Raw genomic sequence first — 25809 nt, 5'->3', positions numbered from 1 at the left:
TCCACGCCGGGCTCAGGGCTTGCCGATCACCATGGCGATGGCGGCGGCGACGAACGGGAACGGCACCGAAACCGCACAGCGGAACCAGACGAAACGGGCCGGCATGAACGGAATCTCCCACAAAATCACCCGCTGGAAGGCAAACAGCGCCCAGGCGACGACATAGGCCACCACCTGCGGCACCCCACCGCCCGATTTCAGCGCCACCGTACCGATGGAGAACCCGATCACCGGGCCGCCGGGGGTCGCGGCCCCGGCGACCACGGCAGTCGCGACCCCAAGCCAGCCGCTATCCGGGCCGAGCCAGCCGCTGATCACCTCCTGCGGGATGATGGCAGCGATGTAGCCGGAGCCGATCACCCCCAGCGCGATCCGCGGCACGATGTTGATGAAGTCCATCGAGCCTTCGCGCAGCGAGGCCTTGAACACCGGTGGGCCGCGGCGAAAGGCGATCAGGCCAACGCCGAACACCGAGCCCCACAACAGGATGTCGATCAGAAGCGCGGCGCTCAATTCTCGTCGTCCTTGATGGCCGGCTTCGGATAAAGCCGGACGTAGACGAAGCGGCCGAGCGCGCCTGCGAGCACCGGCAACGGCAGCGAGATGACGATGCGCCACAGCGTGAAGTCGGTGCCCATGATCGGGATCTCCCAGGCCACGGCCCGGCCATAGCCGATCAAGGTCCAGCTCACGACCATGGCGATGGTGGCACCGAAATCGGCGCCGACCGCGAGCAGCGCACTCGCCACGGGATAGGCGGTGAAGGGACCGCCGGGCAGGATCGCGCCGAATGCGGTGCCGATCAGAAGGCCTTTCAGGCCCGATTTCGGCCCGAGCGCACGCGAGACTTTTTCGTGCGGCAGGATCTCGGAGATGAACGCGCCGAGCAGGCAACACGCGCGGCAGGATGCCGCCGAACAGCGAGAGATCGTGAGTCAGTATGTCGAGAACACCGTCGGTGCCGTCACGCCGCCAGACCAGACCCGCGCTCACCGCCACCAGCGCTGCGATGATGATGGTCGACCAGCCGATCGGCTTGCGCACGCGACCCGGCCGCGGCTCGGAGTCCGCGTCCTCGGCGGGCGCCGGGTCTTTCGGGGAAGGTTCTGACAACGGGCGCGTTCGGCTCGAGGGTGATGCCCGTCCTGATTAAGGGCGCCGCGGATGCGATGCAAACAGTACGATGACGGGAGCGATGCGCACCTCGCGCAGGGCCATGCGAGGTGAAGTGCGAATTCCGCACAGCAAAAAGGCGGCCGCGCCTGCGACCGCCTTTCGCTATTCCGATGAGGCTTAACTCAGGCCTTGTCGAACAGGGACTCGACGTATTCCCAGTTCACGAGGTTCTCGACAAACGCCTTCAGATAGTCGGGACGGCGGTTGCGATAGTCGATGTAGTAGGAGTGCTCCCAGACGTCGCAGCCGAGGATCGGGGTGGCGCCGTGCACCAGCGGATTCTCGCCGTTCGGGGTCTTGGCAATCTCGAGCTTGCCGTTCTTGACCTGGAGCCAGCACCAGCCGGAGCCGAACTGGCCGACGCCGGCCGCCTGGAAGTCCGTCTTGAACTTCTCGAAGCCGCCGAGGTCCTCGTTGATCTTCTTCTCGATCTTGCCCGGCAGCTTGGTGCCGCCGCCATTGGGCTTCATCCAGCTCCAGAAATGGATGTGGTTGTAGTGCTGGCCGGCATTGTTGAACACCGCGGGGTTCTTGCCGAACGAGCCCTTGACGATCTCCTCAAGGGACTTGCCTTCCCATTCGGTGCCCTTGAGCGCGTTGTTGCCGTTGGTGACATAGGCCTGATGATGCTTGTCGTGGTGGAATTCGAGCGTTTCCTTCGACATGAATTGTCCGAGGGCGTCATAGGCGTAGGGGAGTGGGGGCAGCGTAAAGGTCATGGGTGTTGTCCGCGACTGATGGGGGAACGAGACTTAACGGTCACCCCTTATAGAAGGTTCCGTGGCCGTTAAATACCGCGAATTTTTCCAAAAGGGCGTGGTGCGGCGGCTTGGCCGGATTGCATAAAATCGTCGCAAGGATGTCGGCGTTTCAACCAGGCCGTAAAATATCATTGCCTTTGAGGTGCTTATGGCAGAACGAAACGCACCGAGGCCGCGGAGATGCGAAAGAGAGAGCGATGAGCATCGAGATCGACATTTTGAACGGCGACGCCTCGTGGCGGATGGCGGAGCCGCTGCATCGGGCGGTCTTCGGACCTGATATCGTCGGGAAGCAGCCCTGGGCTCACGTCAAATGGGCCAATGCCGACTTGCGCGTGCTGATCGAGACGCCCGAGGATGGTCTCGTCTGCCACGTCGGCATCTACTTCCGCACCGTCACCTGGAACGGGCAGAAGGTTCACATCGGCGGCATCGGCGGCGTCTGCACGCGGGAGGACCGGCGCGGCCGCGGCTATGCGACGATGGCAATCGATGCCGCGGTGCATACCATGCGCGCCAACGAGGCGGTCCGCTTCGCGCTGCTGTTCTGCGAGCCGCACAACTTTGCGTTCTACGAGGCCCGCAGCTGGCTCCCCTTCAAGGGCGAGGTCTATTGCGAGCAGCCGGAGGGGCGGATCCGCTTCACCCACATGGCGCCCTATGTCTGCAACATCGTCAGCGCGCCGACGCTGGGCACTATCGACCTCTGCGGCCTGCCCTGGTGAGCCCTGCGTGAGGCGCGGCTGGTGCCGGGGCCGCACGCCATATAATATGTCGATCATCATCCAATATTCCGCGCGGTGACACATGACGATCGACGCCTCCCTGGACGCCGTGCCGCCGCCTGCCCCGGTCGCCTCCCCCATCGCCAGCTTGCTGACGGCACCGATCCTGCCGACACTGCTGCGGCTTGCGATCCCCAACATGATCGCGATGGTCGGCAGCACGCTGGTTGCGATCGCCGAGACCTCCTATATCGGCCGGCTCGGCACCATCCCGCTGGCAGCGATCGCGCTGGTGTTTCCGTTCGCCATGCTGACGCAGATGATGAGCGCGGGCGCGATGGGCGGCGGCGTCTCGTCTGCGATCAGCCGCGCGCTGGGCGCAGGCGACCGGACCCGAGCGGCGACGCTGGCGCTGCATGCCGCCATCATCGGCCTCTGCGGCGGGCTTTTTTTCACGGTGACGATGCTCGTCTTCGGCCGCTCGTTCTTCGCGCTGCTTGGCGGGCGCGAGCGTGTGCTCGAGGAAGCCAGCGGCTATTCGCAAATGCTGTTCTCCGGCGCGGTCGCGATCTGGCTCGTCAACACGCTGGCCTCGGTGATCCGCGGCACCGGCGACATGCGTCTGCCCTCGATGGCGCTGATCGGCACGAGCGTGCTCCAGATCGCGCTCGGCGGCACGCTCGGGCTCGGCCTGTTCGGTGTGCCGCAATTCGGCATGCCCGGTGTCGCCGCCGGTCAGTTGATCGCGTTCACCTGTGCCGCGATCTTCTTCCTCTGGTATCTCTGGTCCGGCCGCAGCCGGCTGCCGCTGGATTTCCGCGCCTTCCATTTCGATCGCGCGTTGTTCTTCGACATCCTCAAGGTCGGCGCGGTGGCCTGCCTGTCGCCGCTCCAGACGGTACTCACCATTTTGATCTTCACCAAGATCCTGGCGACCTTCGGCACCGAGATGCTGGCCGGTTATGGCATCGGCTCGCGGCTGGAATTCTTGCTGATCCCGATCACCTTCGCCTTCGGCATCGCCTCGGTGCCGATGGTCGGCATGGCGATGGGCGCCGGACAGGTGAAGCGCGCGCGGCGCGTGGCCTGGACCGCGGCCGCGGCCTCGGGAATCACGGTGGGCCTGATCGGCGTCGTCATCGCGCTCGATCCGTCACTGTGGGTTTCGCTCTTCACCAGGGATCCCGGCGTTGCCGCCGCCGCCCACAGCTATTTCCATTGGGCCGGCCCGACCTTCGTGTTCTTCGGCATGGGCGTGTCGCTGTATTTTTCCTCGCAAGGCGCGGCGCGTGTCGGCGGTCCCGTGCTCGCCTCCACCGCGCGGCTTCTGATCGTCGCGATCGGTGGCGGCGGCCTCATGATGGCGCAGGCTCCGGCCTGGACCCTGTTCGCGCTGGTTGGCGGCGCCATGGCGGTGTTCGGGCTATCGACCGCGGCCTCGGTCGCCTTGGTGCGCTGGGGCAAATGAGCACAGGTCAATGCACGCAGGCAAATAAACGCGGGAATGTGATTCCATCCAGCGTTGCACTATCCTGCTAGGCTGCTATGGAGGCGCTCCACTTCGGGGCTCTCTCCATGACTTCCAGATTCGCTGCTCTCATCGTCCTTCTGGCTGCGCTCCTTGGCGCGACTGCCGCCCATGCGCAGAGCGCCGACGGGACCTGGCTGACCCAGGCCGGCGATGCCCGCGTCAAGATCAGCAAATGCGGCGGCGGCATCTGCGGCAACGTCGTCTGGCTGCGTGAACCCCACGACACCGCGACCGGCCAGCCCGCCACCGACAGCAAAAATCCCAATCCCGCCCTCGCCAGGCGCCCGATGATCGGCTTGCCGTTGTTCAGCGGCATGCAGCCTTCCGGGCCGAACAAATGGTCGGGCCAGATCTACAATGCCGACGACGGCAGCACCTACGCGAGCAGCGTTACGGTGACATCAGCGGATTCGCTGCGGGTCGAAGGCTGCGTCGGCGCGCTCTGCGGCGGCGAAACGTGGACCCGGGCGGGGCGCTAGCGCTTCACGCCATCATCGTCTTCAGCGCCGTCGCCGCCGAGGCGTAGCCGCCCCGCGCGCCGTCGATGAAATGAACGTGGTCGCTGCGCAGCGCCGACGGGGTGAAGCAGGTCATCATCGCGGCGTCCTGCTGGTGGAGGCCATAACGCACGATGCCGTCGCGCGCGGCAGTCGCGAGGCGATCGCTGAGGGCACGCTCGAGCTCCGGCGTACAGTCGAGGATCATGCGCAGGCCGTCGTCGTATTTTCGGAAGTCGGAGTTCTCCACGACCTGCTGCTTATAAAGCTTCGGCACGAAGCCGCCGACCTTGAGATCGAAGCGCATGATCAGATAGACGAAAAGCGTATAGGCCAGCACGCTGGCGCGGCGTGCGAGCAACGGACCTCCGCGCTTGGTGCGCGCCTCATAGTCCAGCCCCTGCGGCGGCCATGTCAGCGGCGGACCTTGCGGCGGCACGGGCCGACCGGCATCCGGACTGCGCTCGACGAGATGGATGATGTCCTCGATCACCTTGCGGAATGCCGAGGGATCGGCGCCATGGGTCGGCATCACCAGCACGGACAGGATCAGGCCGCGCGCCGCCGGAATGACCTCGAAGCGGCAGGACAGGCCGGAGAGATCGGGCTGCGTGCCCGCGGGCGCTTCGGTGATCGCAAACTCGCCGCGCTTCATCGCGGCGTCGGCCCAGGCGAGCCCGCCGCCAGAAAACATCGCATAAGACAAATTGGCCGACGGACCGAAGCGCGCGACGCGCACGTCGAGGCCCTGCGCGCGGATGGCGCTCACCGGCACCAGCGCGACGCGCATCCCCAAATCGAGATCTTCCCGCACCCATATCGCGGTCGCAGCCAAAGCCTCGCGGGCCGGCTCGAGATCGCGGGGCGCGACCGCAAAACTCGCGCCGTCACCGCCGAACACGAAGGGGAATTCGCGTCCCTCCAATGCGTTCGTCACGGCCGCGATCACGGCGGCACCGGCCATGTTCACCGCCTTGTAGCGCTGCGCCGCGATGGCCTTAGTCGAATCCACGATGTCGGCAACGCCGATGCTCCAATCGTCCGGCAGCGGCGAATACAAAGCTGGGTCCATCAGGCTGGTGAAGCCGCGAAAGACCGGAATGCCGCTATAGAACGCTGATGTCATCGGATGATGCCGGATGGTTGGGATGCACGTCCAAAGAGACATACGTGGAAGAATCGATTCGGGTTCGCCGGGAGCGCGCTCTTGCAACCATTGGCCGAAATGGACCCGGACAACAAGACGAGGGCGCGCTGCAATGCCACAGAAGGTCATTGATCGGCATCAAACAGCGGGCCGCAAATGGCGTCTAGTCTCGATGATCTCACATGGTTGCGCGGGAACATCGACGTGTCCGACTTCGACAGGAAGGACTCCACCGCTCCGGTAAGCCGGCGCACTGGCCGTGATCCGATCAGCGCGGTGAAGATGCCGGAAAGCCTGACCGCGGCCGTCGATAGCTGGGCCGAAACCCATCACCTCTCGCGCTCCGATGCCATTCGTACGCTGGTCGAGCTGGGCCTGAAGGTCGCGCCCCCGACACTCCTGCCAGGGCACCCGCTCGCTTCGGATGCCACCAGGATCGAAGAGCTTGCGGTGCATGAACTCGAGGGGCTGCTCGATCCCGCCCTGTCTGAAGACGAACGCGAGCGCCGGATCCGCCGCCTGACCGACGGCCCGCCGGAGTTCTCGCACGAACGGATTGATCTGCCGAAGCACCGGACCTGAATGTCTAGTGCAGCTTCTCGCCCTCGCGCTTGCGCAGCGCAGATGAAGGTACGTCGTGGCAGCCGACCAGACGCACGAGTTTCTGCGGATACATTTCGTAACCGTGATCACCGGAATTTTGATGAGACATCGGTTGGCAGTGAACGGACTGGCTGTGAACGTCGCTTTGCTGTGCGCAAGATGGCTTTGCCGACGCCTTGATCTGGCTCGAAGCGGTCATGGACTGCTCCCTATCGATTAGGGCAGATCGATTGACGTAACCCAATCGATTGCGGGGCATCTTACGACCAAATCCGGATGATGTCATTGCGCCGGATCAATGCAATTGTGGCGATGGAGTTCCGCTTACGCCGTGTTGCCCGCGTCGACCGTGAACACGGTACCCGTCACATTGCGACCGCCCTCGCCCAGCAGATATTCCACCATGCGAGCGACGTCGTCGGTCTCCGGCAGGCGGCGCAGCGCGCTGCGGCCGGCGATGCGCTTGCGGCTGTCGTCGGAGAGATTGTGCGTCAGCTCGGTGTCGATGAAACCGGGCGCAATCGCGTTCACGGTGATGCCGAGCTTGCCGACCTCGCGCGCGAACGAACGGGTGAAGCCTGTGGCGGCGGCCTTGGTCGCACCGTAAACCGAGAGGCCGTTATAGCCGGTAGTCGCGATGATCGAGGAGATGTTGATGATGCGGCCGGCACCGTCGGCCATCATCTGGCGTGCGACATATTTGGTGAGAATGATCGGCGACAGCACGTTGAGCTGTACCAGCGCCTCGATCTCGGAATTGTGCATGGTCGCGAGCAGGCCTTCGGTGCCGAGGCCGGCATTGTTGACGAGGCCGTAGATCGGGCCGAATTCATCGCGCACGAGTTTGGCATAGGCCGGGATCGCGTCGATCACGGCGAGGTCACAGGCGCGGAAATGCAGGCGCCCCTCCGACCCGGCAATCGCCGCCGTGAGCTCGTCGCTCTCGCGCCGCGCCGCCGCGATCACGTTGTAGCCGGCATCGACAAGCCGCCTGCCGATCGCAAGGCCGATGCCGCGGCTACCACCCGTGACGAGAACATTATGCATCGGTGCGCGCCAGTTTGCCGGCCGGGGTGACGTCGAGCGCCTCGACGAAGCGGATCACCGCCGGCACCTTGTGGGACGCGAGCTGTGCGCGGCACTGATCCAGGATCTGGTCGCGGATCTCCTTCGCGCGCGCCGGATCGGTGCCATCGGCGAGGATCACGTCGGCGACGACGATGCCGCCGGTGATCGGGCTCTTGCGTGACTTCGCCCGCGACATCCGCACGTCGGGATGACGGTTGATCACCGCCTCGATCTCTTCGGGGTGAACCTTCAGCCCGCCGATATTGATGATACCGCCGCGGCGGCCGACGAAATAGTAGCGGTCGCCGCGCAATTCGACGATATCGCCGCTGTCGACATACCCGTCTGCATCGGTGAGCGCAGCCGCGTCGCGGCCGATATAGGCGTGCGCCGTGCGCGTCGAACGGATACGTAGCGAGCCGTCGACGACCTTCATCTCGACGCCGTTGCGGTTGCCGAGATAGTCCGCCGGAAAGCCTTCCAGCCCGTCATTGACGGCAAAGCCGACGCCGGCCTCGGTCGATGCATAGGCATGGCCGACGGAGGAATTCGGGAACGACGCCTTCAGGCCGTCCAGCACCGCCTGATCGGCGATCTCGCCGGAGAGGCGGACGTAGCGTGGCGCGAACTGCGCGGCCGATCCGCTCATCAACAGCTTGCGCCAGTGCGAAGGCGTGCCGGAGATGTGGGAGACACCGCGCGCGTTCAGCCGCGTGACGTGATCGCCGAGCGCCTCATGGGGATCGGACAGTACCATCGAACCGCCGGAGAGAACGGCGCGGAGGAATATCTGCAGGCCGCCATAGCGGCGGATGTCGTAGAAGGTCGCCCATACCGGCGCGGGTCCACGCGCCGGGCCTTCGGCGACGATGGCGCCGGTGAGCGCTTCCAGCGTATGGCCAACGATCTTCGGCACGCCCGACGTGCCCGAAGTGAGCATCAGCCATTCCGTGGCGCGTTCGGTCTTGGCCGGTACCGTGGCCTGAAGCGGCAGTTGTGCGGTGACGACCAGCGGCACGCCGGTCGCGGCCCAGCGATCGGGCTCGTCGGTGACGACGGCATCGATCCCGGCATCCGCCATCAGCGCGTCGAGATGCGCCGGGTTGAGATCCGGCGGGCACAGCAGCATGCGGCGGGCAATACCGTCGAGCTCGATCATGGCAAGGCCCGATCGGAGCTGGTCGGACAATTTCAGCAGCACCGCGCGGCCGGACAGCTCGCCCAGGCGGCCACCCAGGACCGTCTGCGACAGGATATCCGTCAGCGACACGACATCGTGCGCGTCCGACAGCGTGCGGCCGGTCAGCTCCGCGCCAAGATGGTCGCGGAGCGCAAAGATCTCACGCGGGGACATTTTCGTAGGCCCGCACGAAATCGCCCACGGTGGCGGGGAACGCTGCGTCCTCGGAGATGGTGAAGGGGTCGACGCCGGTCTCGTCCTCGAGGCGCGCCACCAGGATGGCGAAGGCGAGCGAGTCGAAGCCCGTCTCGTGCAGAGACAGATCGTCAGAGAGTGCGGGAAGCGCGACGTGCTGCTCCTTGGCGATCTGCTGGATCGCTTCGATGACCTTAGACCGTACCGACATGGCTGGCTCGCTTCTGTTGTCGTTCGTGTTGCGGCGGTTCTTGATGACCGCCTTCCTGGGCCGCTTGTTTACCCGATAGAAGTAAATGGCTTCTTGGACAATTCGGATAAAATTGGACCTATCTCCGAATTTTCGTGCGACTAGAGCCGGATCGTGCCCTCGTTGATTTGCGCGTATGTCTTCGCGTCCAGCGCGACATAGGTGCCGGCCTTCGGGTCCAGCATGAACAGCGGATCGGAGACTACGGCCGGATCAAATCCCTCGCGCGCGAGCTCGCCCTTTTTCTGCTTGAACGTCTCGGTTGCATCGAGCTCGCGCGAGATGCGTATGAAGACGGGATGAGCATAGGCCGGCAGGCGCTGAGCAAGATGGGCGGGCAGCGCCTCTAGGACGAAGCCCTCGTTTACCACGATCGCGCTCATGCCGGCGCGGCCGTCGGTACCGGGGATGCTGACGCCGTAGGTGGTGGCGTCGATCACGCCGGTGAAATCGCGCACGGCGTCGTTGACCTCCGAGGTCGCGACGTTCTCACCCTTCCAGCGAAAGGTGTCGCCGATGCGGTCGACGAAGTGGAAGAAGCCCTTCTCGTCGAGCCGCATCAGATCGCCGGTGCGGAACCAGGAATCGCCCTTGGCAAAGACATCGCGCAGGATCTTCTTCTCGGTCTCGCTCGCCTCGGTGTAGCCCTCGAAGCGACCGCCGCCCTCATCCGCCGTGCCGATGCGGCCTATGGCTTCGCCGGCTTCGCCGCGCGCGCAGGCGATGCAAAACCCCTCTGCATTGCGCAGCGGCGCACCATTATCTGGATCGAGCTTGACGAGACCGGCAGGGAAACGGTGCGCGAGCAGCGGCGGAACGCGGCCGATCGCGCCGGGCTGGCCCTCGACGTTGAACAGCGAGAAATTGCCTTCCGTCGCCGCGTAGAATTCGAGGATGCGCGGAATGGCGAAACGCGTCTGAAAATCGTCCCAGATGTCACCACGCAGGCCGTTGCCGCAGACGAGCCGCAGGCGATGCCGGTTCTCGTATTCCGACGGCGGCGCCTTGAGCATATAGCGGCAGAGCTCGCCGATATACTGAAACAACGTGCAGTCGTGGCGCACGATGTCGGGCCAGAAATTCGAGGCTGAGAATTTTTCCGCGATCACGACCGAGCCCCCGGCGGCGAGCATGCTGCATGGCGCGACGATGCCGCCGACCGAGTGGAACAGCGGCAGGCAATCGTAGAGCCGATCCTGCGGCGTCGCGCCGGTAAGGCCGGCGAACCAAAAGCCCCAGTTGAGGATGCGGCGGTGGCTGATGCTGGCGGCTTTCGGCAGGCCGGTCGTCCCGGACGTGTAGATCAGCAGGGCCCGGTCGTCGATGGTGACGTCGCCACGCTCGTCCGGCGAAAGCGGCCCGTCATCAAGCGCGGCAAGCGCGACATCGATCGCGCGCTCGCAGCGAGCATCGCCATGGGTCCAGACCTTTGCTTCCGTCTTCAGGTGCGGCGACGCGTCGTCCAGCGCATCCTTCAGTTCGTGCGCGACGATGATGTGAGCGGGCCTTGCGACACCGATGCAATGCGCGAGCGACCGGCCGACGAGCTTGGTATTGATCAGCGCGACCACGCCGCCGACCCGACTGATGCCGAGCCAGGCCGCCACATAGTCGATGCCGTTCGGCATGATCAGCGCGACAGTATCGCCCTTGGCCACACCGGCCGAGCGCGCCCACCGCGCATAACGATTGATGCGTCTTGAAAGCCCCTCATAGTCGAGGCTCGCGTCATCGGAGGCCAGCGCGATGCGATCGGGCTGGCGCTGCGCCCAATCGTCAACGACATCGGCGAACAGCCGGCCCGGCAACGTCTCGATCCGTGCGGTGAGCTCGATCGCCTTCAGCCAGATTTTCGAAGCCGAAGGTGCGCGCGCGGCTTTCGGTTGCTCGATGACGCCGGTTGTCATGCCGTTCATTCTTTCGGAACGTGTCTGCTGGTTCCCGGCAGCTTAGCTCGCACGCCCTGCCCAGGTGTTAAGAGACAAGGTAAAACCGGGTTAGTGCGCGATTAACTCTAGTCATCCTTTACCAAACCGGTGGGATGGGCGTGCGCAGTCTCGCAATCCTTGCGATAGCAAAGCCAGTTGTCGGGGCGCGCTACGCGTGTCCCCTTGCCCCGCTTGCAGCGCGAGGTGAACTGGAGAGCATGATGATCACCAAGCGACATTTCATTCAGGCTGCGGCCGCTGCGGCAACCGTGCTCGCCACGCCACGCGCCTTTGCGATCGGGAATCCCTCCTATCCCTCGCATAGCGTGAAATGGGTGGTGCCCTATGCGCCGGGCGGGGCCACCGACGTGCTGTCGCGACTGCTCTGCCAGCGCCTCTCCGACCGGCTCGGCCAGACCTTCGTCGTCGAGAACAAGCCTGGCGCCGGCAGCAATATCGGGACACAGGCAGTGATCGCGTCCGCCCCGGATGGTCACACCCTGCTGTTGACCTCGACCGCGAACGCCATCAACGCCTCGTTCGATCCGGCGCTGCCGTATGATTTCGCCAGGGGGATCGCGCCGGTCGCCGGCGTCGCGCGAATTCCGCTGGTGCTGGTCGTCAACAACGACCTGCCGGTGGCCAGCGTCGCCGACTTCATTGCCTACGCCAAGGCCAATCCCGGCAAGATGTCGATCGCCTCTTCCGGCATCGGCACCTCGCTGCATCTCTCCGGCGAGCTGTTCAAGTCGCTGGCCGGCGTGCAGTTCACCCACGTGCCCTATCGCGGCTCGGCACCCGGATTGACCGACGTGATGAGCGGGCAGATCCAGGGCATGTTCGACAACGTCACTTCATCCTTCGAGCTCGTGCGCGCCGGCAAATTGCGCGCGCTCGGCGTCACCACGCGCGAGCGTTCGGAGATTTTGCCGGACGTACCGTCGATCGCGGACATGCTCAGCGGCTACGAGACGAGTTCATTCTACGGTGTCGGCGCTCCGCACGAGACGCCGCGCGAGATCGTCGACCTGCTCAATCGCGAAATCGACGCCGCGCTGTCCGATGCGGAGATCAAGTCCCGCATCGCCGGGCTCGGCGCAATCCCGCTGCATGGCAATGCCGGCGAATTCGGCGGCATGCTGACGGCGGAGACCGACCGCTGGCGCAAGGTGGTGGAGCTGTCGGGCATTCGGAAGGAATAGCGACCGCGCCTGCACGCGAAGCGGGAGCGTAGGATTCGCCAAGCGCTAGCCGCCCCGCTGATGGCGCGAGCGCTGCGGCGGTGCGTTGAACGGATAATATGGATTGAGATCGCAGCTGGCGGAGCGGCCTGAAGCGGTAGCTCGGCACTGCGGCACTGAGGTGAAGGAGCAATCGTACCACTCCCCGCCACCGCCGTTCGCACCGGAATAGACGTGCATGCAGACGGGATAGCGCGGATCGAAAGTCTGCGCATGCGACGGCGCGGCCATGAGCAAGGCACCGACGGTCATGATCAGGCCGAATAAGCGACGCATAAGAATTCCCCCTCAAAGCCGCATTGCGGATCGCTAGTGCACGTTCTTGTGGCGCCGGCGCGGCGCCGGCGGGGGTTGGTCGAACGCATAGTAGGGATTGACGTCGCAGCTTGCCGAGCGACCCGAAGCCGTTGCGCGACATTGCGGCAGCGAGGTGAAGGAGCAATCGAAATAATCGCCGCCGCCCCCGCCGAAGCCGCCGGGCGTATAGACGTGCATGCACACCGGATAACGTGGATCATAGGTCTGGGCGCTGGCATCTGCCGCCACGAACAGCGAGACAATTGCGGTGAGGGTCAGGATCGGCAAACGCATGGAGAAATCCTCGAATCTGTCATGTCGGCAGCCCGGATGCCGGCCACCTCGTATGGCATAACACCACGGCAGAGGCGACCGTTCCTGCGCGCAAATGACGGCAAGGTGAGTGCGGTGCACTGCGCCCGCTACGCGCCGAGCCCTTGCAACACCAGCCGGTTCAATCTTGCCGCAAACGCCGCAGGGTCTTCCGGCAGTTCGCCGTCCAGGATCTGCGCCTGTTCGAGCAGGAGCAGGCTGAGATCGCCGACCGCCTTCGAGCCGGCCTGAGCCTTCGTGATCGCCGTGACCATCGGATGGCGCAGATTGATCTCGAGGATCGGCTTGGTGCGCATGCCGCGGTTCTGCTGGGCCAGGATGCGCTCGAGCTCGCGGCTCGGGCCCTGGCTGTCGGCAACGAGGCAGGACGCGGAACTGGTGAGGCGCGTCGATGCCTTGACGTCGCTGACGCGCTCTCCGAGCGCGGCCTTGATCACCGCGATGGTGGCGCCCTCGTCGGCGGCCGGCTCGTCCTTCTTCGCTTCGTCCACCTCGTCGACGCGCGGGATCAGGTCGAGATTGAGATCGCCCTGGCTCAGCGACTTCAGCGGCTTGCCGTCGAACTCCGATGGCATCGAGGTCCAGAAGGCGTCCACGGGATCGGACAGCAGCAGCACTTCGATGCCACGCGCAGTCGCCGCCTCGAGCCGGGGACTCGACTTCAGGCGCTCGATGCTGTCGCCGACGAGATAGTAGATCTCGGTCTGGTTCGGCTTGAAATCGGCGATGACGTCCTTGAGCGAGCGCTTCTCGCCCGAGGTCGTGGTGAAACGCGACAGCGCGAGCAGCTTTTCGCGGCGCTCGAAATCCTCGTAGATGCCTTCCTTCAGCACCGCGCCGAAGGCCTCCCAGATCTTCGCGAAGTTCTCCGGATCCTTCTCCGCAAGGCTTTCGAGTTCGGACAATACGCGGGTCGCCACGGCCTTGCGGATCTGTGCGAGCTGCGGATTGTTCTGAAGCATCTCGCGGGAGATGTTGAGCGGGAGATCCTCGCTGTCGACGACGCCGCGGATGAAGCGGAGGTAGCCCGGCAGCAGATCGGCATCGTCGGTGATGAAGACGCGGCGGACATAGAGCTTGACGCGTCCCTTGCGGTTCGGCTCGAACAGGTCGAACGGCTTGGTCGAGGGCGCGAACAGCAGCACGGCGTAGGAGTAACGCCCCTCCGCGCGATAATGCAGCGTCATCGCGGGATCGTCGAAAGCGGAGGCGATCTGCTGATAGGCCTTCTTGTAGTCTTCCGGCGTGAGCTCGGACTTCGAGCGTTGCCACAGTGCGCTTGCAGAATTGATCTGGCGCGGTTCGCCCTCTTCAGGCACGAGCTCGATGGGGAAGAGGATGTTGTCGGAATACGCGCCGACGATGCGCTCGATCTCGTAGGCTTCGAGATATTTCTTCGCATCGTCCTTGAGGTGCAGAACGATCTCGGTGCCGCGCTGCACGCGGCCCGCATCCTCCTCGCTGGCACGCGCGATCTCGAAGCCCGAGCCGCCCGAGGACGTCCAGGTCCAGACGTCGCTCTCGCCGGCGCGGCGGCTCACCACGACGATCTTGTCGGCGACCATGAAGGCGGAATAGAAGCCGACGCCGAACTGGCCGATCAGGCCGAGACCATCCTTGGCCTCCTTGAGCTTCGAGACGAAGGCCTTGGTGCCGGAGCGGGCGATGGTGCCGAGGTGATCGATTAGCTCCTGCCGCTCCATGCCGATGCCGTTGTCGGCGATCGCAAGCGTTCCGGCCGTCTTGTTCGGAATGATCCGGATCTTGAGCGCGTCACCCTCGCCAAGCAGCGCCGGATTCGCGATGGCCTCATAGCGCAGCTTGTCGCAGGCGTCCGATGCGTTGGAGACGAGCTCGCGCAGGAAGATATCGGTCTCGGAATAGACGGAGTGCACCATCAGGTGCAGAAGCTCGGAAACCTCGGCCTGGAAGGGCTGCGTATGCACAGCCGTGTCTGACGTCGTCATGCGTTTACCCGGTCAATCGAAAGGGGAAGAAACCCGGGATATAACGCGAGGGGGCAGGGGATCAAGTAGACGTCAGCAATCGCCCTCCGGGCGGAGGGCGACTTGTCCGTGGCGAATGCCGATCAGGTCACGCAGCGGCCGGGCTGGAGCAGTTTTGCGACCTCGGTCAGGGAGCTGACCATCGGCTCGCAGGCGATCGTCGGCTTTTTGCGGCTCTGCTTCTGGTCCGGGAGCAACACCGGTGGCTTGGCGTTGCCCGTCTCGATCACCGCAGGGACCCGCAGCAGCACTGACGTATCGGCCAGATCGTTCAGCCGCATCGACACGGTGCGGGTCGGAACCTCGGCCTGCTTGATGTCGGACAGCCGGTCGGTTTTGCTGGAGCGATTGACGTTGTGGCCCGGCTTTTCGGCGACCGCCTGCCAGCGGTCGGCGAGATCATGGCCGGAGGCCAGCTGCACGGCGCCCACCTGGACGGCGCCAAGCGTCGCGGCGATCGCGACGGCGCCTAAAAATACCTTTTGAATCTGTGACATGGCTGTCGACCCCTCGCCCCATGGCGATCACGGGAGCAACGCGAGGAGAGGACCGGGAGTTCTCAGTCGTTAAGATCACTTAACCGTGTGCGAAAAAGACACGGCTCTCTTGAAAAAATCGCGGACGCCCTGGAACGACTTTCGCCGACGGGAGTCGTCTCAACAGCCGGCTATTCCCCCCTGCCCCATAAGCCGGCGACGTAGGGCGCGACTGTGGTGATGCCAGTCGCGCCCTGCTTTTTTTGGGCTTTAGTTCGCCTTCCCCGCGAGCCACTTCCGCCCTTCCTCGTAGAGCTTCTCGACCTCGGGCCCCGTCAGGCCGGGCATGTCGCGCTTGACCTTGTAGCCGATCAGCTCCTGCATGTAGGCGAGGTGGCGGTAGCCTTCCGGGAGCGAGGCAAGGGCTTTCTGGTCTAGCTGAAGTGTCGCCGCCGGGTCGACCGGGTCGATCCGGTCCTTCTCGTAGATCGGCTGGCGGCGGACGATGCCCCATCTTCCCTGCCGCTTCTCCAGGAAATCGTAGAAGCGTCCGGTGCAGACGACGTCGCAGGGCACGTCGTGCACCGGCGCACGCTGCGAGATGGTCATCTTGGTCTGTGCGATGGCGCGCGCCCCTTCAAGGTTGATACTGGTGCCGCCGAGGAAATGCAGGATGCGCACGCCCTTGGCGAACCCCTCCTGGCTGACCCGCATGAAATCCCGCGCCGGCCCCTGAAACCAGGTGGCGGACATCCAGCCTTCCTCGTGCCAGACGGTGGCAAAGCGCTCCCAGTCGCCGGCATCCCGCCACACCGCCCAGTTCTCGACGAGGTCGCGGATGGCGAGGCGATCGAGGAGTTGCTGGTCCATGAACACGTCTCCGATGGCACCGCGGCTGCAACGCCGCCGCTGCACGAGGTATGAGCGGCGAATTCGATGGCCGTCAAGCGCGGCAACCGGATCAACGAAAATCCGGCGCACCTTGCGGCACGCCGGATCGGATTTCGTCAAATGCCGGCGCTGGCGCCTTCGTTACGCCGCCGGCACCTTAGGCGCGCGGTTGCGGGAATTGCGCTGGAAGAACAGGGCCTGGCTCGCCACCGCCGACACCATCGCCGGCTGGAACGGTTTTGAGATCAGGAACGCCGGCTCGGGGCGTTCGCCGGTGAGGAAGCGCTCAGGGTATGCCGTGATGAACACCACCGGCACTTCGAAGGTGCGGAGCAGCTCGTTGACGGCGTCGAGGCCCGACGAGCCGTCGGCGAGCTGGATGTCGGCGAGGATCAGGCCGGGCCGCTTGTTCTTTGCCAGCGCGACCGCATCGGCGTGGGTGCGGGCGACGCCGACGACATTGTGGCCGAGATTCTTCACCAGGCTCTCGAGATCCATGGCGATGAAGGTCTCGTCCTCGATGATCAGCACGTCGGTGGCGATCTCGGCCGCCATCTCACGGCCCGCGGCATCCGCGAGCCGGCGCGTCTCGCCAACGTCGGTGCCGAGAATGTAGCCGACCTCTTCTTCCGAAAACCCCTCGAGGGAGAGCAGCAGGAAGGCTTGCCGCGGCAACGGCGTGATGTTGGACAGCCGTCGCTCCGGCGGCATCGGCAGGTTCGTCACCTCGGAATCGTCGTTGACGGAAACGGAATTCCAGATCTGGGTGAATAGCCGGAACAGACCGACGCGCGGCCCGTGGCTCTCGTCGAGCACCGACGGATCCCCCAGCATGGCTTCCAACATGGCTGCGACATAGGCGTCACCGGAGGACTGGCTGCCCGTCAGGGCGCGCGCGTACCGGCGCAACAACGGCAAGTGTTCAGCAACAAGCTGTGAACGGGACATCCCCACTCCATATCATCTTCGGGCCGACCTTGACGTGCAGGCGTTAGGCGGGGGGCCCGGGTTCCCCTGCTGGGCTGATTACGCCTCAGACTAACAAAAGTTCCGTATGGGGGCGGAACTTTTTCTCGCAGCTCGCATTGAGCCTATCCAGGGAACGGCTCCCGATTGAGAGAACTTCTCGATTTTACAGTTACTTAACTCGGGGAAACGTGGAACAGGTCATGAAAGATCTCAAGTCTCAAGCCAGCAAAAGCACGACCCCCGGCAAGGGAGGCCTCACTCCGGAAATTCAGTCCCGGATTGGCCACCAGCTGCGCGCCATGTACGACGACGTGGTGCGGCAGGGGGTTCCGGACCGGTTCGCGGAACTGATCAAGAAACTTGATGCGCCGGGAGCGACACCCCAAGTGGAAAATGGTGGCGGCTCTAACGACAACAACAATGGGAGGGATTGATGCCTCTCACGGACTCCCTGCGTAACGACATCCTGGCGGCCGTGCCCAGTCTGCGCGCGTTCGCCATCTCGCTCAGCGGCAATGCCGATCGCGCCGACGATCTGGTCCAGGAGACGCTGTTGCGCGCGCTCGCCAACATCGACTCGTTCCAGCCCGGCTCCAATCTGCCGGCGTGGCTGTTTACGATCCTGCGCAACCTGTTCCGCTCCGACTATCGCAAGCGGCGGCGGGAAGTCGAGGATGCCGAAGGCAACTATGCCAAGACGCTGAAGACGCAGCCCTCGCAGAACGCCCATCTCGAGTTCGAGGAATTCCGCACGGCGCTCGACAAGCTTCCGCAGGACCAGCGTGAAGCGCTGATCCTCGTCGGCGCCTCCGGCTTCTCCTACGAGGATGCGGCTTCGATCTGCGGCTGCGCAGTCGGTACGATCAAGAGCCGCGTCAACCGTGCGCGCTCCAAGCTCGCGGCGCTGCTCTATGTCGATGGCGCCGAGGATTTCGGGCCCGACGAGACCATTCGCGCCGTGATCGGCGGCAGCGGCGGCTGACCGCCGGCGTCAATCGGACTGAGACCGGCATGAAGGCGGCCGCTTCCGCGGCCGTCTTCGTATGTCTGAAGCGTGAAACTTGATGCGTGCCTGCGCCGCCTCGATCACCGGTCCACGCTTGATCACTCGTCCACGAAGGTCACGGTCTCGGCCACGCTCGCACGCGACGTGCGATAGCTGTTGACCTTGTGGGCATTGTCGGCGTAGCCGAACGAGATACCGCAAACGATGCGGCGATCATCAGGCAGATTGAAATGGCGGCGGATCAGGCCGGAGTGGCGCGCGAGCGCCGCCTGCGGAATCGTGCCGAGCCCGAGCGCCTGCGCGGCCAGCATGAAGTTCGAGACATAGGCGCCGCAATCGATCGCACCGTAGATGCCGAGCGGCTCGTCGGTGTGGATGATGGCCACGTGCGGCGCGCCGAAGAAATTGTAGTTCTGCAGCGCCTGCTTCGCGTACGCCGCCTTGTCTCCGCGCGCGATGCCGAGCGTGTTGTAGAGCTGAAAACCGCTCTCGCGACGGCGATCAAGATAGGCGCCGAGATATTCGCGCGGGGGCGTGAAATCATAGTCGTCGCCGAGCCCGCTCGATGCTTCTGCGTAAATCAGCTTGCGGAAACGCTCCTTGGCCTCGCCGCTGGCGATGACGACCTGCCAGGGCTGGCTGTTGCACCAGGACGCCGTGCGCTGCGCGGTCGTCAGCAAATGTTCGATCGTCGCGCGATCGACCTCCTTGGCCAGGAAGGCGCGCACCGAGTAGCGCTCGTTGAGTAGCTCTTCGAGCACGCCAACGCGGTTATTCTGATTGACTGCAGCGTCCATTGCTTAAGCTCGCTTTCGTGCCCCGGATGCGACGCCGCGCGAAGTGATGCAGCGCTGAGCCGGGGCCCATTATGGCCTGTCCATTGTGGCTCCTGGGTCCCTGCTCGCGCTTCGCGCGTCCGGGACACGAGATATCAACGTCCCTTGGTCGGGATCCTGTTATACGGCACGTCCTTGTCGACGCGGATGTCGCCCGGCAATCCCAGCACGCGCTCGGCGATGATGTTGCGCAAAATTTCGTCGGTGCCGCCCGCGATGCGCATCGAGGGCGAGGACAGCAGCATCTGCTGAAACTGGCCCTGAACGGTTTCCTCGTCGCTGCCTGTGAGAACGCCGGTCGCGCCCTGGAGGTCCATGGCATAGGTTGCGATGTCCTGCAGCATCATGCCGGAGACGAGCTTGCCGATCGAATTCTCCGGCCCCGGCCGCTCACCCTTGGACAGCGCCGAGATCGCCCGGTAGCTGGTGTATTTCAGCCCGCTCGACTTCACCGCCCAGCTCGCAAGTTTTGAGCGCACGGCGGGATCGTCGATGGCGAGGCCATCCTCCAGCATCAGATTGGAGCAGAACTCAAACATCTCGGGGACGCCGGTCGCGAGCCGCGAGCCGATCGACATCCGCTCGTTCATCAGCGTGGTCAGCGACACGCTCCAGCCCTCGCCGATCGCGCCAAGACGCTGGCTGTCGGGAATGACGACGTCGGTGAAATAGACCTCGTTGAACTCCTGCATGCCGTTGGCCTGCTTGATCGGGCGCACCTCGACGCCGGGGCTCTTCATGTCCAGGAAGAACATGGTGAGACCCTTGTGCTTGGGCACATTGGGGTCGGTACGCGCGATCAAAAGACCGTAGTCGGAATAGTGCGCACCCGAAGTCCAGATCTTCTGGCCGTTGACGACCCAATTGTCACCTTTCTTCTCCGCGCGCGTGCGCAAGCCCGCGACGTCAGAGCCCGCCGACGGCTCGGAGAATAGCTGACACCAGATCTCCTCGCCCGCGGCCAGCTTCGGCAAATGGCGCCGCTTGGCGTCCTCGCTGCCAAAGGCCATCACCGTCGGGCCGCACATGCCCTCGCCTATCTGGAACGGCTGCGTCAGCTTGCCATAGACGCCTTCCTCCTGCTGCCAGATCACCCGCTCGATCGGCGTTGCACCCCGGCCGCCATATTCCTTGGGCCAATGCAAGCAGGCCCAATTGCCCTCGGCCTTCTTCTTCTGCCAGGCCTTGCCGACATCGACGATGTCGTGGTTGGCGAGCCGGATGCGGCCGAGCGAGGATTTTGACAGCTCAGCCAAAAATTCCTTCGGCGCGTTGGCCTCGACCCATTTGCGCGCGGTCTCGCGGAATGCGGCTTCCTGCGGGGTGTCGTCGAAATTCATGGCGGACCTCTCAATCCTTGTTCGGTGCGTAGGGTGGGCAAAGCGAAGCGTGCCCACCGCCTTCCCTCGTGCTCGACAGATTGGTGGGCACGGCGCTGTGCGCCTTTGCCCACCCTACGATTCATCTTCCCTTCGTCGGGATCTTGTTGAACGGCACGTCCTTGTCGACCCGGATGTCGCCGGGCAGGCCCAACACCCGCTCGGCGATGATGTTGCGCATGATCTCGTCGGTGCCGCCTTCGACACGGGTGCCCGGCGCGCGCAGCAGCATCGCCTGGAAGCGGCCGGCGAGTTCGGCATCCTCGCCGCTGACCACTCCGCCCGCGCCCTGCAAGTCCAGGGCATACGTCGCGACATCCTGGATCATCGAGCCCGCCACCAGCTTGCCGATGGAATTTTCCGGTCCCGGCCGCTCGCCCTTCGACAGCGCGGAGATCGCGCGCATGCTGGTGTATTTCAGCCCGCTCGCCTTCACCGCCCAGTTCGCCAGCTTCGCGCGCACGGCACGATCCTCGATGGCAGGGCCGTCGTCCAGCATCAGGTCCGAGCAATAATCGAACAGCTCGGGGAAGCCGGTCGAGACGGCCGCGCCGATCGCGCTGCGTTCGTTCATCAGCGTCGTCAACGAAACGTTCCAGCCATCGCCAACTTCGCCAAGGCGGTGGTGGTCGGGAATGCGGACGTTGGTGAAATAGACCTCGTTGAAATCGGACGCGCCGCTCGCCTGCTTGATCGGCCGCACCTCGACGCCCGGGCTCTTCATGTCCAGGAAGAACATGGTCAGGCCTTTGTGTTTGGGCACGGTCGGATCGGTGCGGGTGAGCAAAATGCCGTAATCGGAATAGTGCGCGCCCGACGTCCAGATCTTCTGGCCGTTGATGACCCACTCGTCGCCGTCCTTTTCCGCGCGCGTGCGCAGGCCCGCAACGTCGGAGCCGCCGGCGGGCTCGGAGAACAGCTGGCACCAGACCTTTTCGCCGGAGGCGAGTGGCGGCAGATAAGCACGCTTATGCTCCTCGCGTGCGAACGCCATCATAGTCGGCCCGCACATGCCATGGCCGATGATGAACATGCGGGAGAGCTGGCCGAACGGCCCCTCTTCCTGCTGCCAGATCACACGTTCGATCGGCGACGAGCCGCGACCACCATACTCCTTCGGCCAGTGCAGACAGGCCCAGCCGGCATCCGCCTTCTTCTTCTGCCAGGCCTTTGCAACGTCGAGGATGTTGGCGTTCTTCAATTGCGTGCGGCCGAGCGAGGACTTGCGAAGCTCGTCCTCGTACTGCTTGGGCGCATTCGCCGCGATCCAGGCGCGAGCAGTGGCGCGAAATTCGGCTTCCTGCGGGGTGTCGTCGAAGTTCATGACGTTGCCCTTTGCCTACGCCGCGTTCTTCTTGCGCATGCGGTCGATCAATTGGTCTTCCCAATAGGACAGGCTGCCGAGCCCGAGCGCCATGGCGTTGGCGCGGCGGTAGTACATGTGGCAGTCGAACTCCCAGGTGAAGCCCATGCCGCCGTGGACCTGGATGTTGTTCTTGGCGCAGTGCTGGAACGCCTGCGTCGCACTGATGCGCGCGGCTGCAGCCGCTTCCGGCAATTCGCCCGCATTGGTCGAGAGCGCCCAGGCGCCGTAATAGCTGTTGGAACGGGCCAGCGTCGCCGACACGTACATGTCCGCCAGCATGTGCTTGACGGCCTGGAACGAGCCGATCTGGCGGCCGAACGCGATGCGGTCGAGCGCATAGTCGCGGCCCATCTCCAGCGCGCGGTCGGAGCCGCCAACCTGCTCGAACGCGCAGAGCACCGCGGCGCGATCGAGCACTTGAGTCAAGATGCTCCAGCCTTCGCCGGCCGCGCCCAGCGGCTCGGCCTTGCAATCCCTGAAAGTGATCTCGGCCTGCCCGCGGGTGGGATCGAGATTGGAAAGGCTTTTCACCTCGACGCCGCCGTCCTTGAGGTCGACAATGAACAAGGAGACGTCGCCGTCGCGTCCGCTCGATCCCGTGCGCGCCGCGACCACCGCGAAATCGGCAATCGCGCCGTCGGCGACCGGCTTCTTGACACCGTTGAGCATGCCATTGGCAGCCGTGAGCTTGACGTTCTTCGGTGACGGATTGCCCTTGCCCTCGAACAGCGCCAGCGTGCCGATCGCCTCGCCCGAGGCAATCGCCGGCAACCATTTCTTTTTCTGCGCGTCGCTGCCCGCGATCAGCAGCGCTTCGGCAGCAAGATAGACGGTGGAGGAAAACGGCACCGGTGCGTTCGCACGGCCCATTTCTTCGGCGATCACGCAAAGTTCGAGATGACCCGCGCCCGCGCCGCCAAAGTCCTCTGGGATTGCAACACCGAGAAAGCCCATCTCGGCAAGGCCTTTCCACAGCTCCTTGTCATAGGGCGCCTTGCCGTCGAGAACTGCGCGCACCGCCTTCGGCGGGCACTTCTCGGTGAGGAATTTGCGCGCCTGGTCGCGGAGCTGCTTCTGGTCGTCGGAGAAATCGAAGTTCATGGCGCGTACCCGTGTTGATGATGTCGATTACTTGAGAACGATGACGTCCTGGTCGGGCTTGTCGGCATAGAGCCGCTCCACCAGCGCGGCACGGCGCTCCAGGCCGGCGCGCTGGTTGATGTAGCCCTTGTCGGTGAGCTCGTTACCGTCGATCGAGGGCGGTTCCGCCATCAGCATGGCGCGGGCGATGATGCGGCTGCTGGCGCCTTCGCACTCCTTGTTGTGAGCCTCCAACCCGCGCCTGAAGCAAGCGATCACCTCGGGATGCTTCACTGCATCATCGAAGCTGAGATCGGGCTTGCCGACGAGTTGGCGGCAGGCATGCAGGTTCGGCCAGGCCAGCAGGGCGATGAAGGCGCGATCCTGCCCTGCGACCAGCGCATCATGCACGACGGGCGTCGCGGCGGCGATCGCATCGGTGCGCAACGAGCCGACATGGACGAAGGTGCCGGTGGTCAGCTTGAAATCCTCGACCACGCGCCCGGCAAAGATGATGCCCTTCACCGGATCGGAATCGTCGACGAAGATTCCGGCGTCACCGATGCAATAAAAACCTTCCTCGTCGAACATCTTCTTCGTCAGGTCAGGCTGGCCGAAATAGCCCGGCGTGACGTTGACGCCGCGCAGACGGAGCTCGTATTTCGAGCCGCAGGGCACCATCTTCAACTCGACGCCGGGGAACGGCAGGCCGATGAGGCCGACGCGCTCGGTGTCCCAATAGGTGCCGGTCGAGGTCGGCGCGGTCTCGGTCGAGCCCCAGCCGGTGTAGAACACGATACGCTCGCCGGTGGTCTTCACGGCGAGGGCCTGCATGCGATCGTAGAGATCATCCGGCAATCGCGCGCCGCCATAGGCCATGATCGAGAGGTTCTTGAAGAAGGATCGGCACAGCGCGTCGTCCTTTTCCATGGCGGCGGCGAGCGCGGCATAGCCCGCGGGGACGTTGGCGTAATAGGTCGGCGAGATCTCGCGCAGATTGCGCAGCGTCTCATCGAATTGGCCCGGCATCGGCCGACCATCATCGATGTAGAGCGTGCCGCCATCGACCAGGATCGGGTGGAACGCCGCATTACCGCCCATAGTGTGGTTCCAGGGCATCCAGTCCAGCATGGTCGAGATCGGACCGCCGGGATCGCGCGGCCGCACTTGCATCATCATCGCCGCGTTGGCGCACATCATCGCTTGCGTGTTGATGACGGCCTTGGGCATGCCGGTCGAGCCTGACGTGAACAGCAGCTTGCCGACGGTCTCAGGCGTGATCTTTGCGATCGACGCTTCGACATCGGCAGTCACGGCTGTCGCCGCGAGCTCGGCAAAGCTGACGCTCGCGATATCCTCGCAAGGCCGCAAGACGTGAACCACGGTGACGCCGGTGAGATCGAGCGCTTTCAGCGCCTTCTCGAAGGTCCGTCCGTCCTGCACCATCACCACGCCCGGCTTGATCAGGTCGAACAAATATTTCAGCTTGACGTGATCATGGCTCATCAAGGAGTAGGCCGGCGAGACCGGCGCGGCCGGGACGCGCGCCTGCATCGCCGCCTGCGTCATCAGCGCGTGCTCGATCGAATTGCCGGAGAGGATCGTGACCGGGCGGCCGTCAAGCGCGAGATTGAGCAGGCCTTGCGTCAGCGCATCCACGGTGCGCTTGGCCTCCCCATAGGACACCTTACGCCATTCGCGGTTAGAGCCGCCGCGCTGGGCAAGCCAGATCCGCTCGGGCGCTTCCCTCGCCCATTTTGCCAGCGATGCCGGGATATGCTTCTCGTAGGTCTGCAGCGGGATGCGCGACTTCAGCACCACCGTGCCGTCGTCGCGGCGCTCGACATCGATGTCGCGCGCAAGCCATTTGACCTTGCGAAAGGCGGGCTTCGTCATTACCGCCGCCGCGCTTCCACTCATTTTGCGTCTCCCGGAATTTCTCGTCCTTTACGGATCTTCATTGTCAGCGCCTGATATAGACAGGCTTTCGCTTCTCAAGGAAGGCCCTGATGCCTTCCGAAAATTCCTCGGAGCGGCTGCACAGGACCTGGTTGCGATCCTCCATCGCGATCACGGCTTCCAGCGATCCGGCATCGACGCTCATGTTGAGGCATTCCTTGGACAGGCGTAGGCCCACGGGCGAGGCCGTGATCATCGCGTCGACATAGGGTTCGGCGGCCTCATCGAGCTTGTCCTCGTCGACGACCTCGGAGACCAGCCCGACCGCGAGCGCCCGCTCGGCGCCGATGAAGCGTCCCGTGAGGATCAGCTCCGAGGCAACGGAGACACCGACAAGGCGTGGCAGGAAATAACTGGTGCCGATGTCGCAGCCGCCAAGGCCGAGCTTGATGAAGGCGCAGTTCATCCGCGCCGATCTCGTCGCAATGCGGATGTCGGAGGCGAGCGCCAGCGCAAAGCCGCCGCCGGCCGCCGCGCCCTGTACCAGCGCGAGGATCGGCTGCGGACAGCGTCGCATCAGCATCACGATGTCGGCGATGCGCCGCTGCGAATCCAGCGACTCGGTCACATCAGGCGGCTCCTGCTGGCCGGCACGACGCGCCATCGCAGCCTTGAGATCGAGTCCCGCGCAAAAATTCTTTCCGGCGCCCTTCAGCACCACGACGCGCGTGTCGCGGTTGCGCTGAAGGTCCTGGAAATAGACGTTGAGCGCGTCGATCAGCGCAGGGTCGAGTGCGTTGAGGTGTTCGGGACGATTGAGCGTCACGGTGTCGACGCCGTCATTGTGCTCGATCAGCAGCGGTTGGGACATGAGGCGCCTCGTGCTTGCCGCCATTCGCGGTGCCGATTGCTGCGCCCTCTCCCCTTGTGGGAGAGGGCATGTACGCTGCGAACCCGGAATTCGCTTGG

The 25809-nt window shown here is 64.3% G+C and carries 27 protein-coding genes and 1 pseudogene; 7 read left to right on the top strand and 21 right to left on the bottom strand.

Features of this window, described 5'->3' with window-relative positions:
* Positions 1-12: 12 nt before the first annotated feature.
* From AC0L20_RS17195 to AC0L20_RS17185, 3 genes and pseudogenes are all read right to left on the bottom strand, one after another.
* Positions 13-513, bottom strand: coding sequence for a hypothetical protein (locus AC0L20_RS17195; RefSeq protein WP_148775145.1), 501 nt, complete (start codon positions 511-513; stop codon positions 13-15).
* Positions 510-1113 (bottom strand): annotated as a pseudogene (locus tag AC0L20_RS17190) (permease). The gene AC0L20_RS17195 and the pseudogene AC0L20_RS17190 overlap by 4 nt, the downstream one beginning before the upstream one ends.
* A 185-nt stretch (positions 1114-1298) precedes the next feature.
* On the bottom strand, positions 1299-1895 hold the full coding sequence (locus AC0L20_RS17185; RefSeq protein ID WP_007615200.1) for a superoxide dismutase: 597 nt from the start codon (positions 1893-1895) through the stop codon (positions 1299-1301).
* A 239-nt stretch (positions 1896-2134) separates the two neighbouring features.
* Here AC0L20_RS17185 and AC0L20_RS17180 point away from each other — a divergent pair, with 239 nt between their 5' ends.
* The 3 genes from AC0L20_RS17180 to AC0L20_RS17170 all read left to right on the top strand — a co-directional run bounded on the left by AC0L20_RS17180 (position 2135) and on the right by AC0L20_RS17170 (position 4672).
* Positions 2135-2662 (top strand): GNAT family N-acetyltransferase, encoded by a 528-nt coding sequence (locus AC0L20_RS17180; RefSeq protein ID WP_473289945.1) that lies wholly within the window; start codon positions 2135-2137, stop codon positions 2660-2662.
* Between the two features lie 82 nt (positions 2663-2744).
* Positions 2745-4130, top strand: a complete 1386-nt coding sequence (locus AC0L20_RS17175) for an MATE family efflux transporter (RefSeq protein WP_473289943.1) — start codon at positions 2745-2747, stop codon at positions 4128-4130.
* 107 nt (positions 4131-4237) lie between these two features.
* Positions 4238-4672 (top strand): DUF2147 domain-containing protein, encoded by a 435-nt coding sequence (locus tag AC0L20_RS17170; protein ID WP_247462933.1) that lies wholly within the window; start codon positions 4238-4240, stop codon positions 4670-4672.
* Positions 4673-4676: 4 nt separating this feature from the next.
* Here the strand turns inward: AC0L20_RS17170 and AC0L20_RS17165 are convergent, their stop codons facing one another.
* Positions 4677-5816 carry a DUF3095 domain-containing protein gene (locus AC0L20_RS17165; RefSeq protein ID WP_473289941.1) on the bottom strand — a complete coding sequence of 380 codons (1140 nt, stop codon included), beginning with the start codon at positions 5814-5816 and terminating at the stop codon, positions 4677-4679.
* Positions 5817-5993: 177 nt separating this feature from the next.
* On the opposite strand from AC0L20_RS17165, the gene AC0L20_RS17160 reads away from it, so the two are divergent.
* Positions 5994-6419 (top strand): ribbon-helix-helix domain-containing protein, encoded by a 426-nt coding sequence (locus tag AC0L20_RS17160; RefSeq protein ID WP_473289940.1) that lies wholly within the window; start codon positions 5994-5996, stop codon positions 6417-6419.
* A 4-nt stretch (positions 6420-6423) separates the two neighbouring features.
* Here AC0L20_RS17160 and AC0L20_RS17155 read toward each other — a convergent pair whose 3' ends face one another.
* The 5 genes from AC0L20_RS17155 to AC0L20_RS17135 all read right to left on the bottom strand — a co-directional run bounded on the left by AC0L20_RS17155 (position 6424) and on the right by AC0L20_RS17135 (position 11049).
* Positions 6424-6639: a hypothetical protein gene (locus AC0L20_RS17155; protein ID WP_473289936.1), complete on the bottom strand. Its 216-nt coding sequence runs from the start codon at positions 6637-6639 to the stop codon at positions 6424-6426.
* A gap of 125 nt (positions 6640-6764) precedes the next feature.
* The gene (locus AC0L20_RS17150; RefSeq protein WP_473289934.1) at positions 6765-7487 is read right to left on the bottom strand and encodes an SDR family NAD(P)-dependent oxidoreductase; all 723 of its coding nucleotides are present in this window, start codon (positions 7485-7487) and stop codon (positions 6765-6767) included.
* Positions 7480-8862 carry a class I adenylate-forming enzyme family protein gene (locus AC0L20_RS17145; protein WP_473289932.1) on the bottom strand — a complete coding sequence of 461 codons (1383 nt, stop codon included), beginning with the start codon at positions 8860-8862 and terminating at the stop codon, positions 7480-7482. The genes AC0L20_RS17150 and AC0L20_RS17145 overlap by 8 nt, the downstream gene beginning before the upstream one ends.
* A complete protein-coding gene (locus tag AC0L20_RS17140) occupies positions 8849-9094 on the bottom strand; it encodes an acyl carrier protein (protein ID WP_007597226.1) in 246 nt (81 codons plus the stop codon). Before AC0L20_RS17140 ends, AC0L20_RS17145 begins: the two co-directional genes overlap by 14 nt.
* 140 nt (positions 9095-9234) lie before the next feature.
* Positions 9235-11049 carry a long-chain-acyl-CoA synthetase gene (locus AC0L20_RS17135; protein ID WP_473289930.1) on the bottom strand — a complete coding sequence of 605 codons (1815 nt, stop codon included), beginning with the start codon at positions 11047-11049 and terminating at the stop codon, positions 9235-9237.
* 233 nt (positions 11050-11282) lie between these two features.
* On the opposite strand from AC0L20_RS17135, the gene AC0L20_RS17130 reads away from it, so the two are divergent.
* Positions 11283-12263 carry a Bug family tripartite tricarboxylate transporter substrate binding protein gene (locus tag AC0L20_RS17130; protein WP_473289928.1) on the top strand — a complete coding sequence of 327 codons (981 nt, stop codon included), beginning with the start codon at positions 11283-11285 and terminating at the stop codon, positions 12261-12263.
* A 45-nt stretch (positions 12264-12308) separates the two neighbouring features.
* Here the strand turns inward: AC0L20_RS17130 and AC0L20_RS17125 are convergent, their stop codons facing one another.
* The 6 genes from AC0L20_RS17125 to AC0L20_RS17100 form a co-directional block, all read right to left on the bottom strand.
* On the bottom strand, positions 12309-12578 hold the full coding sequence (locus AC0L20_RS17125) for a DUF3551 domain-containing protein (protein WP_473289926.1): 270 nt from the start codon (positions 12576-12578) through the stop codon (positions 12309-12311).
* 33 nt (positions 12579-12611) lie between these two features.
* Complete coding sequence (locus tag AC0L20_RS17120; RefSeq protein ID WP_473289924.1) at positions 12612-12893, bottom strand: DUF3551 domain-containing protein; 282 nt, start codon at positions 12891-12893, stop codon at positions 12612-12614.
* Positions 12894-13021: 128 nt separating this feature from the next.
* The gene (gene htpG, locus AC0L20_RS17115; protein ID WP_473289922.1) at positions 13022-14899 is read right to left on the bottom strand and encodes a molecular chaperone HtpG; all 1878 of its coding nucleotides are present in this window, start codon (positions 14897-14899) and stop codon (positions 13022-13024) included.
* Positions 14900-15021: 122 nt separating this feature from the next.
* A complete protein-coding gene (locus AC0L20_RS17110; RefSeq protein ID WP_473289920.1) occupies positions 15022-15435 on the bottom strand; it encodes a hypothetical protein in 414 nt (137 codons plus the stop codon).
* A 249-nt stretch (positions 15436-15684) separates the two neighbouring features.
* The gene (locus tag AC0L20_RS17105; protein WP_473289918.1) at positions 15685-16284 is read right to left on the bottom strand and encodes a nuclear transport factor 2 family protein; all 600 of its coding nucleotides are present in this window, start codon (positions 16282-16284) and stop codon (positions 15685-15687) included.
* Positions 16285-16446: 162 nt separating this feature from the next.
* Positions 16447-17253 (bottom strand): response regulator, encoded by an 807-nt coding sequence (locus AC0L20_RS17100; protein WP_473289916.1) that lies wholly within the window; start codon positions 17251-17253, stop codon positions 16447-16449.
* Positions 17254-17474: 221 nt separating this feature from the next.
* Between AC0L20_RS17100 and AC0L20_RS17095 the strand changes: the two genes are divergently transcribed.
* Together AC0L20_RS17095 and AC0L20_RS17090 are read left to right on the top strand one after the other, a co-directional pair.
* On the top strand, positions 17475-17708 hold the full coding sequence (locus AC0L20_RS17095) for a NepR family anti-sigma factor (protein ID WP_007597239.1): 234 nt from the start codon (positions 17475-17477) through the stop codon (positions 17706-17708).
* The gene (locus AC0L20_RS17090) at positions 17708-18256 is read left to right on the top strand and encodes a sigma-70 family RNA polymerase sigma factor (protein WP_007597240.1); all 549 of its coding nucleotides are present in this window, start codon (positions 17708-17710) and stop codon (positions 18254-18256) included. Before AC0L20_RS17095 ends, AC0L20_RS17090 begins: the two co-directional genes overlap by 1 nt.
* 122 nt (positions 18257-18378) lie before the next feature.
* Here the strand turns inward: AC0L20_RS17090 and AC0L20_RS17085 are convergent, their stop codons facing one another.
* From AC0L20_RS17085 to AC0L20_RS17060, 6 genes are all read right to left on the bottom strand, one after another.
* The gene (locus tag AC0L20_RS17085) at positions 18379-19077 is read right to left on the bottom strand and encodes a nitroreductase (RefSeq protein ID WP_473289913.1); all 699 of its coding nucleotides are present in this window, start codon (positions 19075-19077) and stop codon (positions 18379-18381) included.
* Between the two features lie 134 nt (positions 19078-19211).
* Positions 19212-20456, bottom strand: coding sequence for an acyl-CoA dehydrogenase (locus AC0L20_RS17080; RefSeq protein WP_473289911.1), 1245 nt, complete (start codon positions 20454-20456; stop codon positions 19212-19214).
* Between the two features lie 121 nt (positions 20457-20577).
* Positions 20578-21819: an acyl-CoA dehydrogenase gene (locus AC0L20_RS17075; protein WP_473289907.1), complete on the bottom strand. Its 1242-nt coding sequence runs from the start codon at positions 21817-21819 to the stop codon at positions 20578-20580.
* A gap of 15 nt (positions 21820-21834) precedes the next feature.
* Positions 21835-22962 (bottom strand): acyl-CoA dehydrogenase family protein, encoded by a 1128-nt coding sequence (locus AC0L20_RS17070; protein WP_473289904.1) that lies wholly within the window; start codon positions 22960-22962, stop codon positions 21835-21837.
* Between the two features lie 27 nt (positions 22963-22989).
* Positions 22990-24861 (bottom strand): AMP-binding protein, encoded by a 1872-nt coding sequence (locus AC0L20_RS17065; RefSeq protein WP_473289902.1) that lies wholly within the window; start codon positions 24859-24861, stop codon positions 22990-22992.
* 43 nt (positions 24862-24904) lie between these two features.
* Positions 24905-25711 carry an enoyl-CoA hydratase/isomerase family protein gene (locus AC0L20_RS17060; RefSeq protein WP_473289899.1) on the bottom strand — a complete coding sequence of 269 codons (807 nt, stop codon included), beginning with the start codon at positions 25709-25711 and terminating at the stop codon, positions 24905-24907.
* Positions 25712-25809: the final 98 nt, after the last annotated feature.

The sequence above is a fragment of the Bradyrhizobium sp. Kon58 genome, from assembly GCF_055807455.1.
Note: the sequence above shows the minus strand (reverse complement) of the source record. Positions and strands in the feature narration are given on the sequence as shown.

Coding starts and splice junctions, on each gene's coding strand:
- AC0L20_RS17185 (WP_007615200.1), bottom strand. CDS start 1,895: ATGACCTTTACGCTGCCCCCACTCCCCTACGCCTATGACGCCCTCGGA.
- AC0L20_RS17180 (WP_473289945.1), top strand. CDS start 2,135: ATGAGCATCGAGATCGACATTTTGAACGGCGACGCCTCGTGGCGGATG.
- AC0L20_RS17175 (WP_473289943.1), top strand. CDS start 2,745: ATGACGATCGACGCCTCCCTGGACGCCGTGCCGCCGCCTGCCCCGGTC.
- AC0L20_RS17170 (WP_247462933.1), top strand. CDS start 4,238: ATGACTTCCAGATTCGCTGCTCTCATCGTCCTTCTGGCTGCGCTCCTT.
- AC0L20_RS17165 (WP_473289941.1), bottom strand. CDS start 5,816: ATGACATCAGCGTTCTATAGCGGCATTCCGGTCTTTCGCGGCTTCACC.
- AC0L20_RS17160 (WP_473289940.1), top strand. CDS start 5,994: ATGGCGTCTAGTCTCGATGATCTCACATGGTTGCGCGGGAACATCGAC.
- AC0L20_RS17155 (WP_473289936.1), bottom strand. CDS start 6,639: ATGACCGCTTCGAGCCAGATCAAGGCGTCGGCAAAGCCATCTTGCGCA.
- AC0L20_RS17150 (WP_473289934.1), bottom strand. CDS start 7,487: ATGCATAATGTTCTCGTCACGGGTGGTAGCCGCGGCATCGGCCTTGCG.
- AC0L20_RS17145 (WP_473289932.1), bottom strand. CDS start 8,862: ATGTCCCCGCGTGAGATCTTTGCGCTCCGCGACCATCTTGGCGCGGAG.
- AC0L20_RS17140 (WP_007597226.1), bottom strand. CDS start 9,094: ATGTCGGTACGGTCTAAGGTCATCGAAGCGATCCAGCAGATCGCCAAG.
- AC0L20_RS17135 (WP_473289930.1), bottom strand. CDS start 11,049: ATGAACGGCATGACAACCGGCGTCATCGAGCAACCGAAAGCCGCGCGC.
- AC0L20_RS17130 (WP_473289928.1), top strand. CDS start 11,283: ATGATCACCAAGCGACATTTCATTCAGGCTGCGGCCGCTGCGGCAACC.
- AC0L20_RS17125 (WP_473289926.1), bottom strand. CDS start 12,578: ATGCGTCGCTTATTCGGCCTGATCATGACCGTCGGTGCCTTGCTCATG.
- AC0L20_RS17120 (WP_473289924.1), bottom strand. CDS start 12,893: ATGCGTTTGCCGATCCTGACCCTCACCGCAATTGTCTCGCTGTTCGTG.
- htpG (WP_473289922.1), bottom strand. CDS start 14,899: ATGACGACGTCAGACACGGCTGTGCATACGCAGCCCTTCCAGGCCGAG.
- AC0L20_RS17110 (WP_473289920.1), bottom strand. CDS start 15,435: ATGTCACAGATTCAAAAGGTATTTTTAGGCGCCGTCGCGATCGCCGCG.
- AC0L20_RS17105 (WP_473289918.1), bottom strand. CDS start 16,284: ATGGACCAGCAACTCCTCGATCGCCTCGCCATCCGCGACCTCGTCGAG.
- AC0L20_RS17100 (WP_473289916.1), bottom strand. CDS start 17,253: ATGTCCCGTTCACAGCTTGTTGCTGAACACTTGCCGTTGTTGCGCCGG.
- AC0L20_RS17095 (WP_007597239.1), top strand. CDS start 17,475: ATGAAAGATCTCAAGTCTCAAGCCAGCAAAAGCACGACCCCCGGCAAG.
- AC0L20_RS17090 (WP_007597240.1), top strand. CDS start 17,708: ATGCCTCTCACGGACTCCCTGCGTAACGACATCCTGGCGGCCGTGCCC.
- AC0L20_RS17085 (WP_473289913.1), bottom strand. CDS start 19,077: ATGGACGCTGCAGTCAATCAGAATAACCGCGTTGGCGTGCTCGAAGAG.
- AC0L20_RS17080 (WP_473289911.1), bottom strand. CDS start 20,456: ATGAATTTCGACGACACCCCGCAGGAAGCCGCATTCCGCGAGACCGCG.
- AC0L20_RS17075 (WP_473289907.1), bottom strand. CDS start 21,819: ATGAACTTCGACGACACCCCGCAGGAAGCCGAATTTCGCGCCACTGCT.
- AC0L20_RS17070 (WP_473289904.1), bottom strand. CDS start 22,962: ATGAACTTCGATTTCTCCGACGACCAGAAGCAGCTCCGCGACCAGGCG.
- AC0L20_RS17065 (WP_473289902.1), bottom strand. CDS start 24,861: ATGAGTGGAAGCGCGGCGGCGGTAATGACGAAGCCCGCCTTTCGCAAG.
- AC0L20_RS17060 (WP_473289899.1), bottom strand. CDS start 25,711: ATGTCCCAACCGCTGCTGATCGAGCACAATGACGGCGTCGACACCGTG.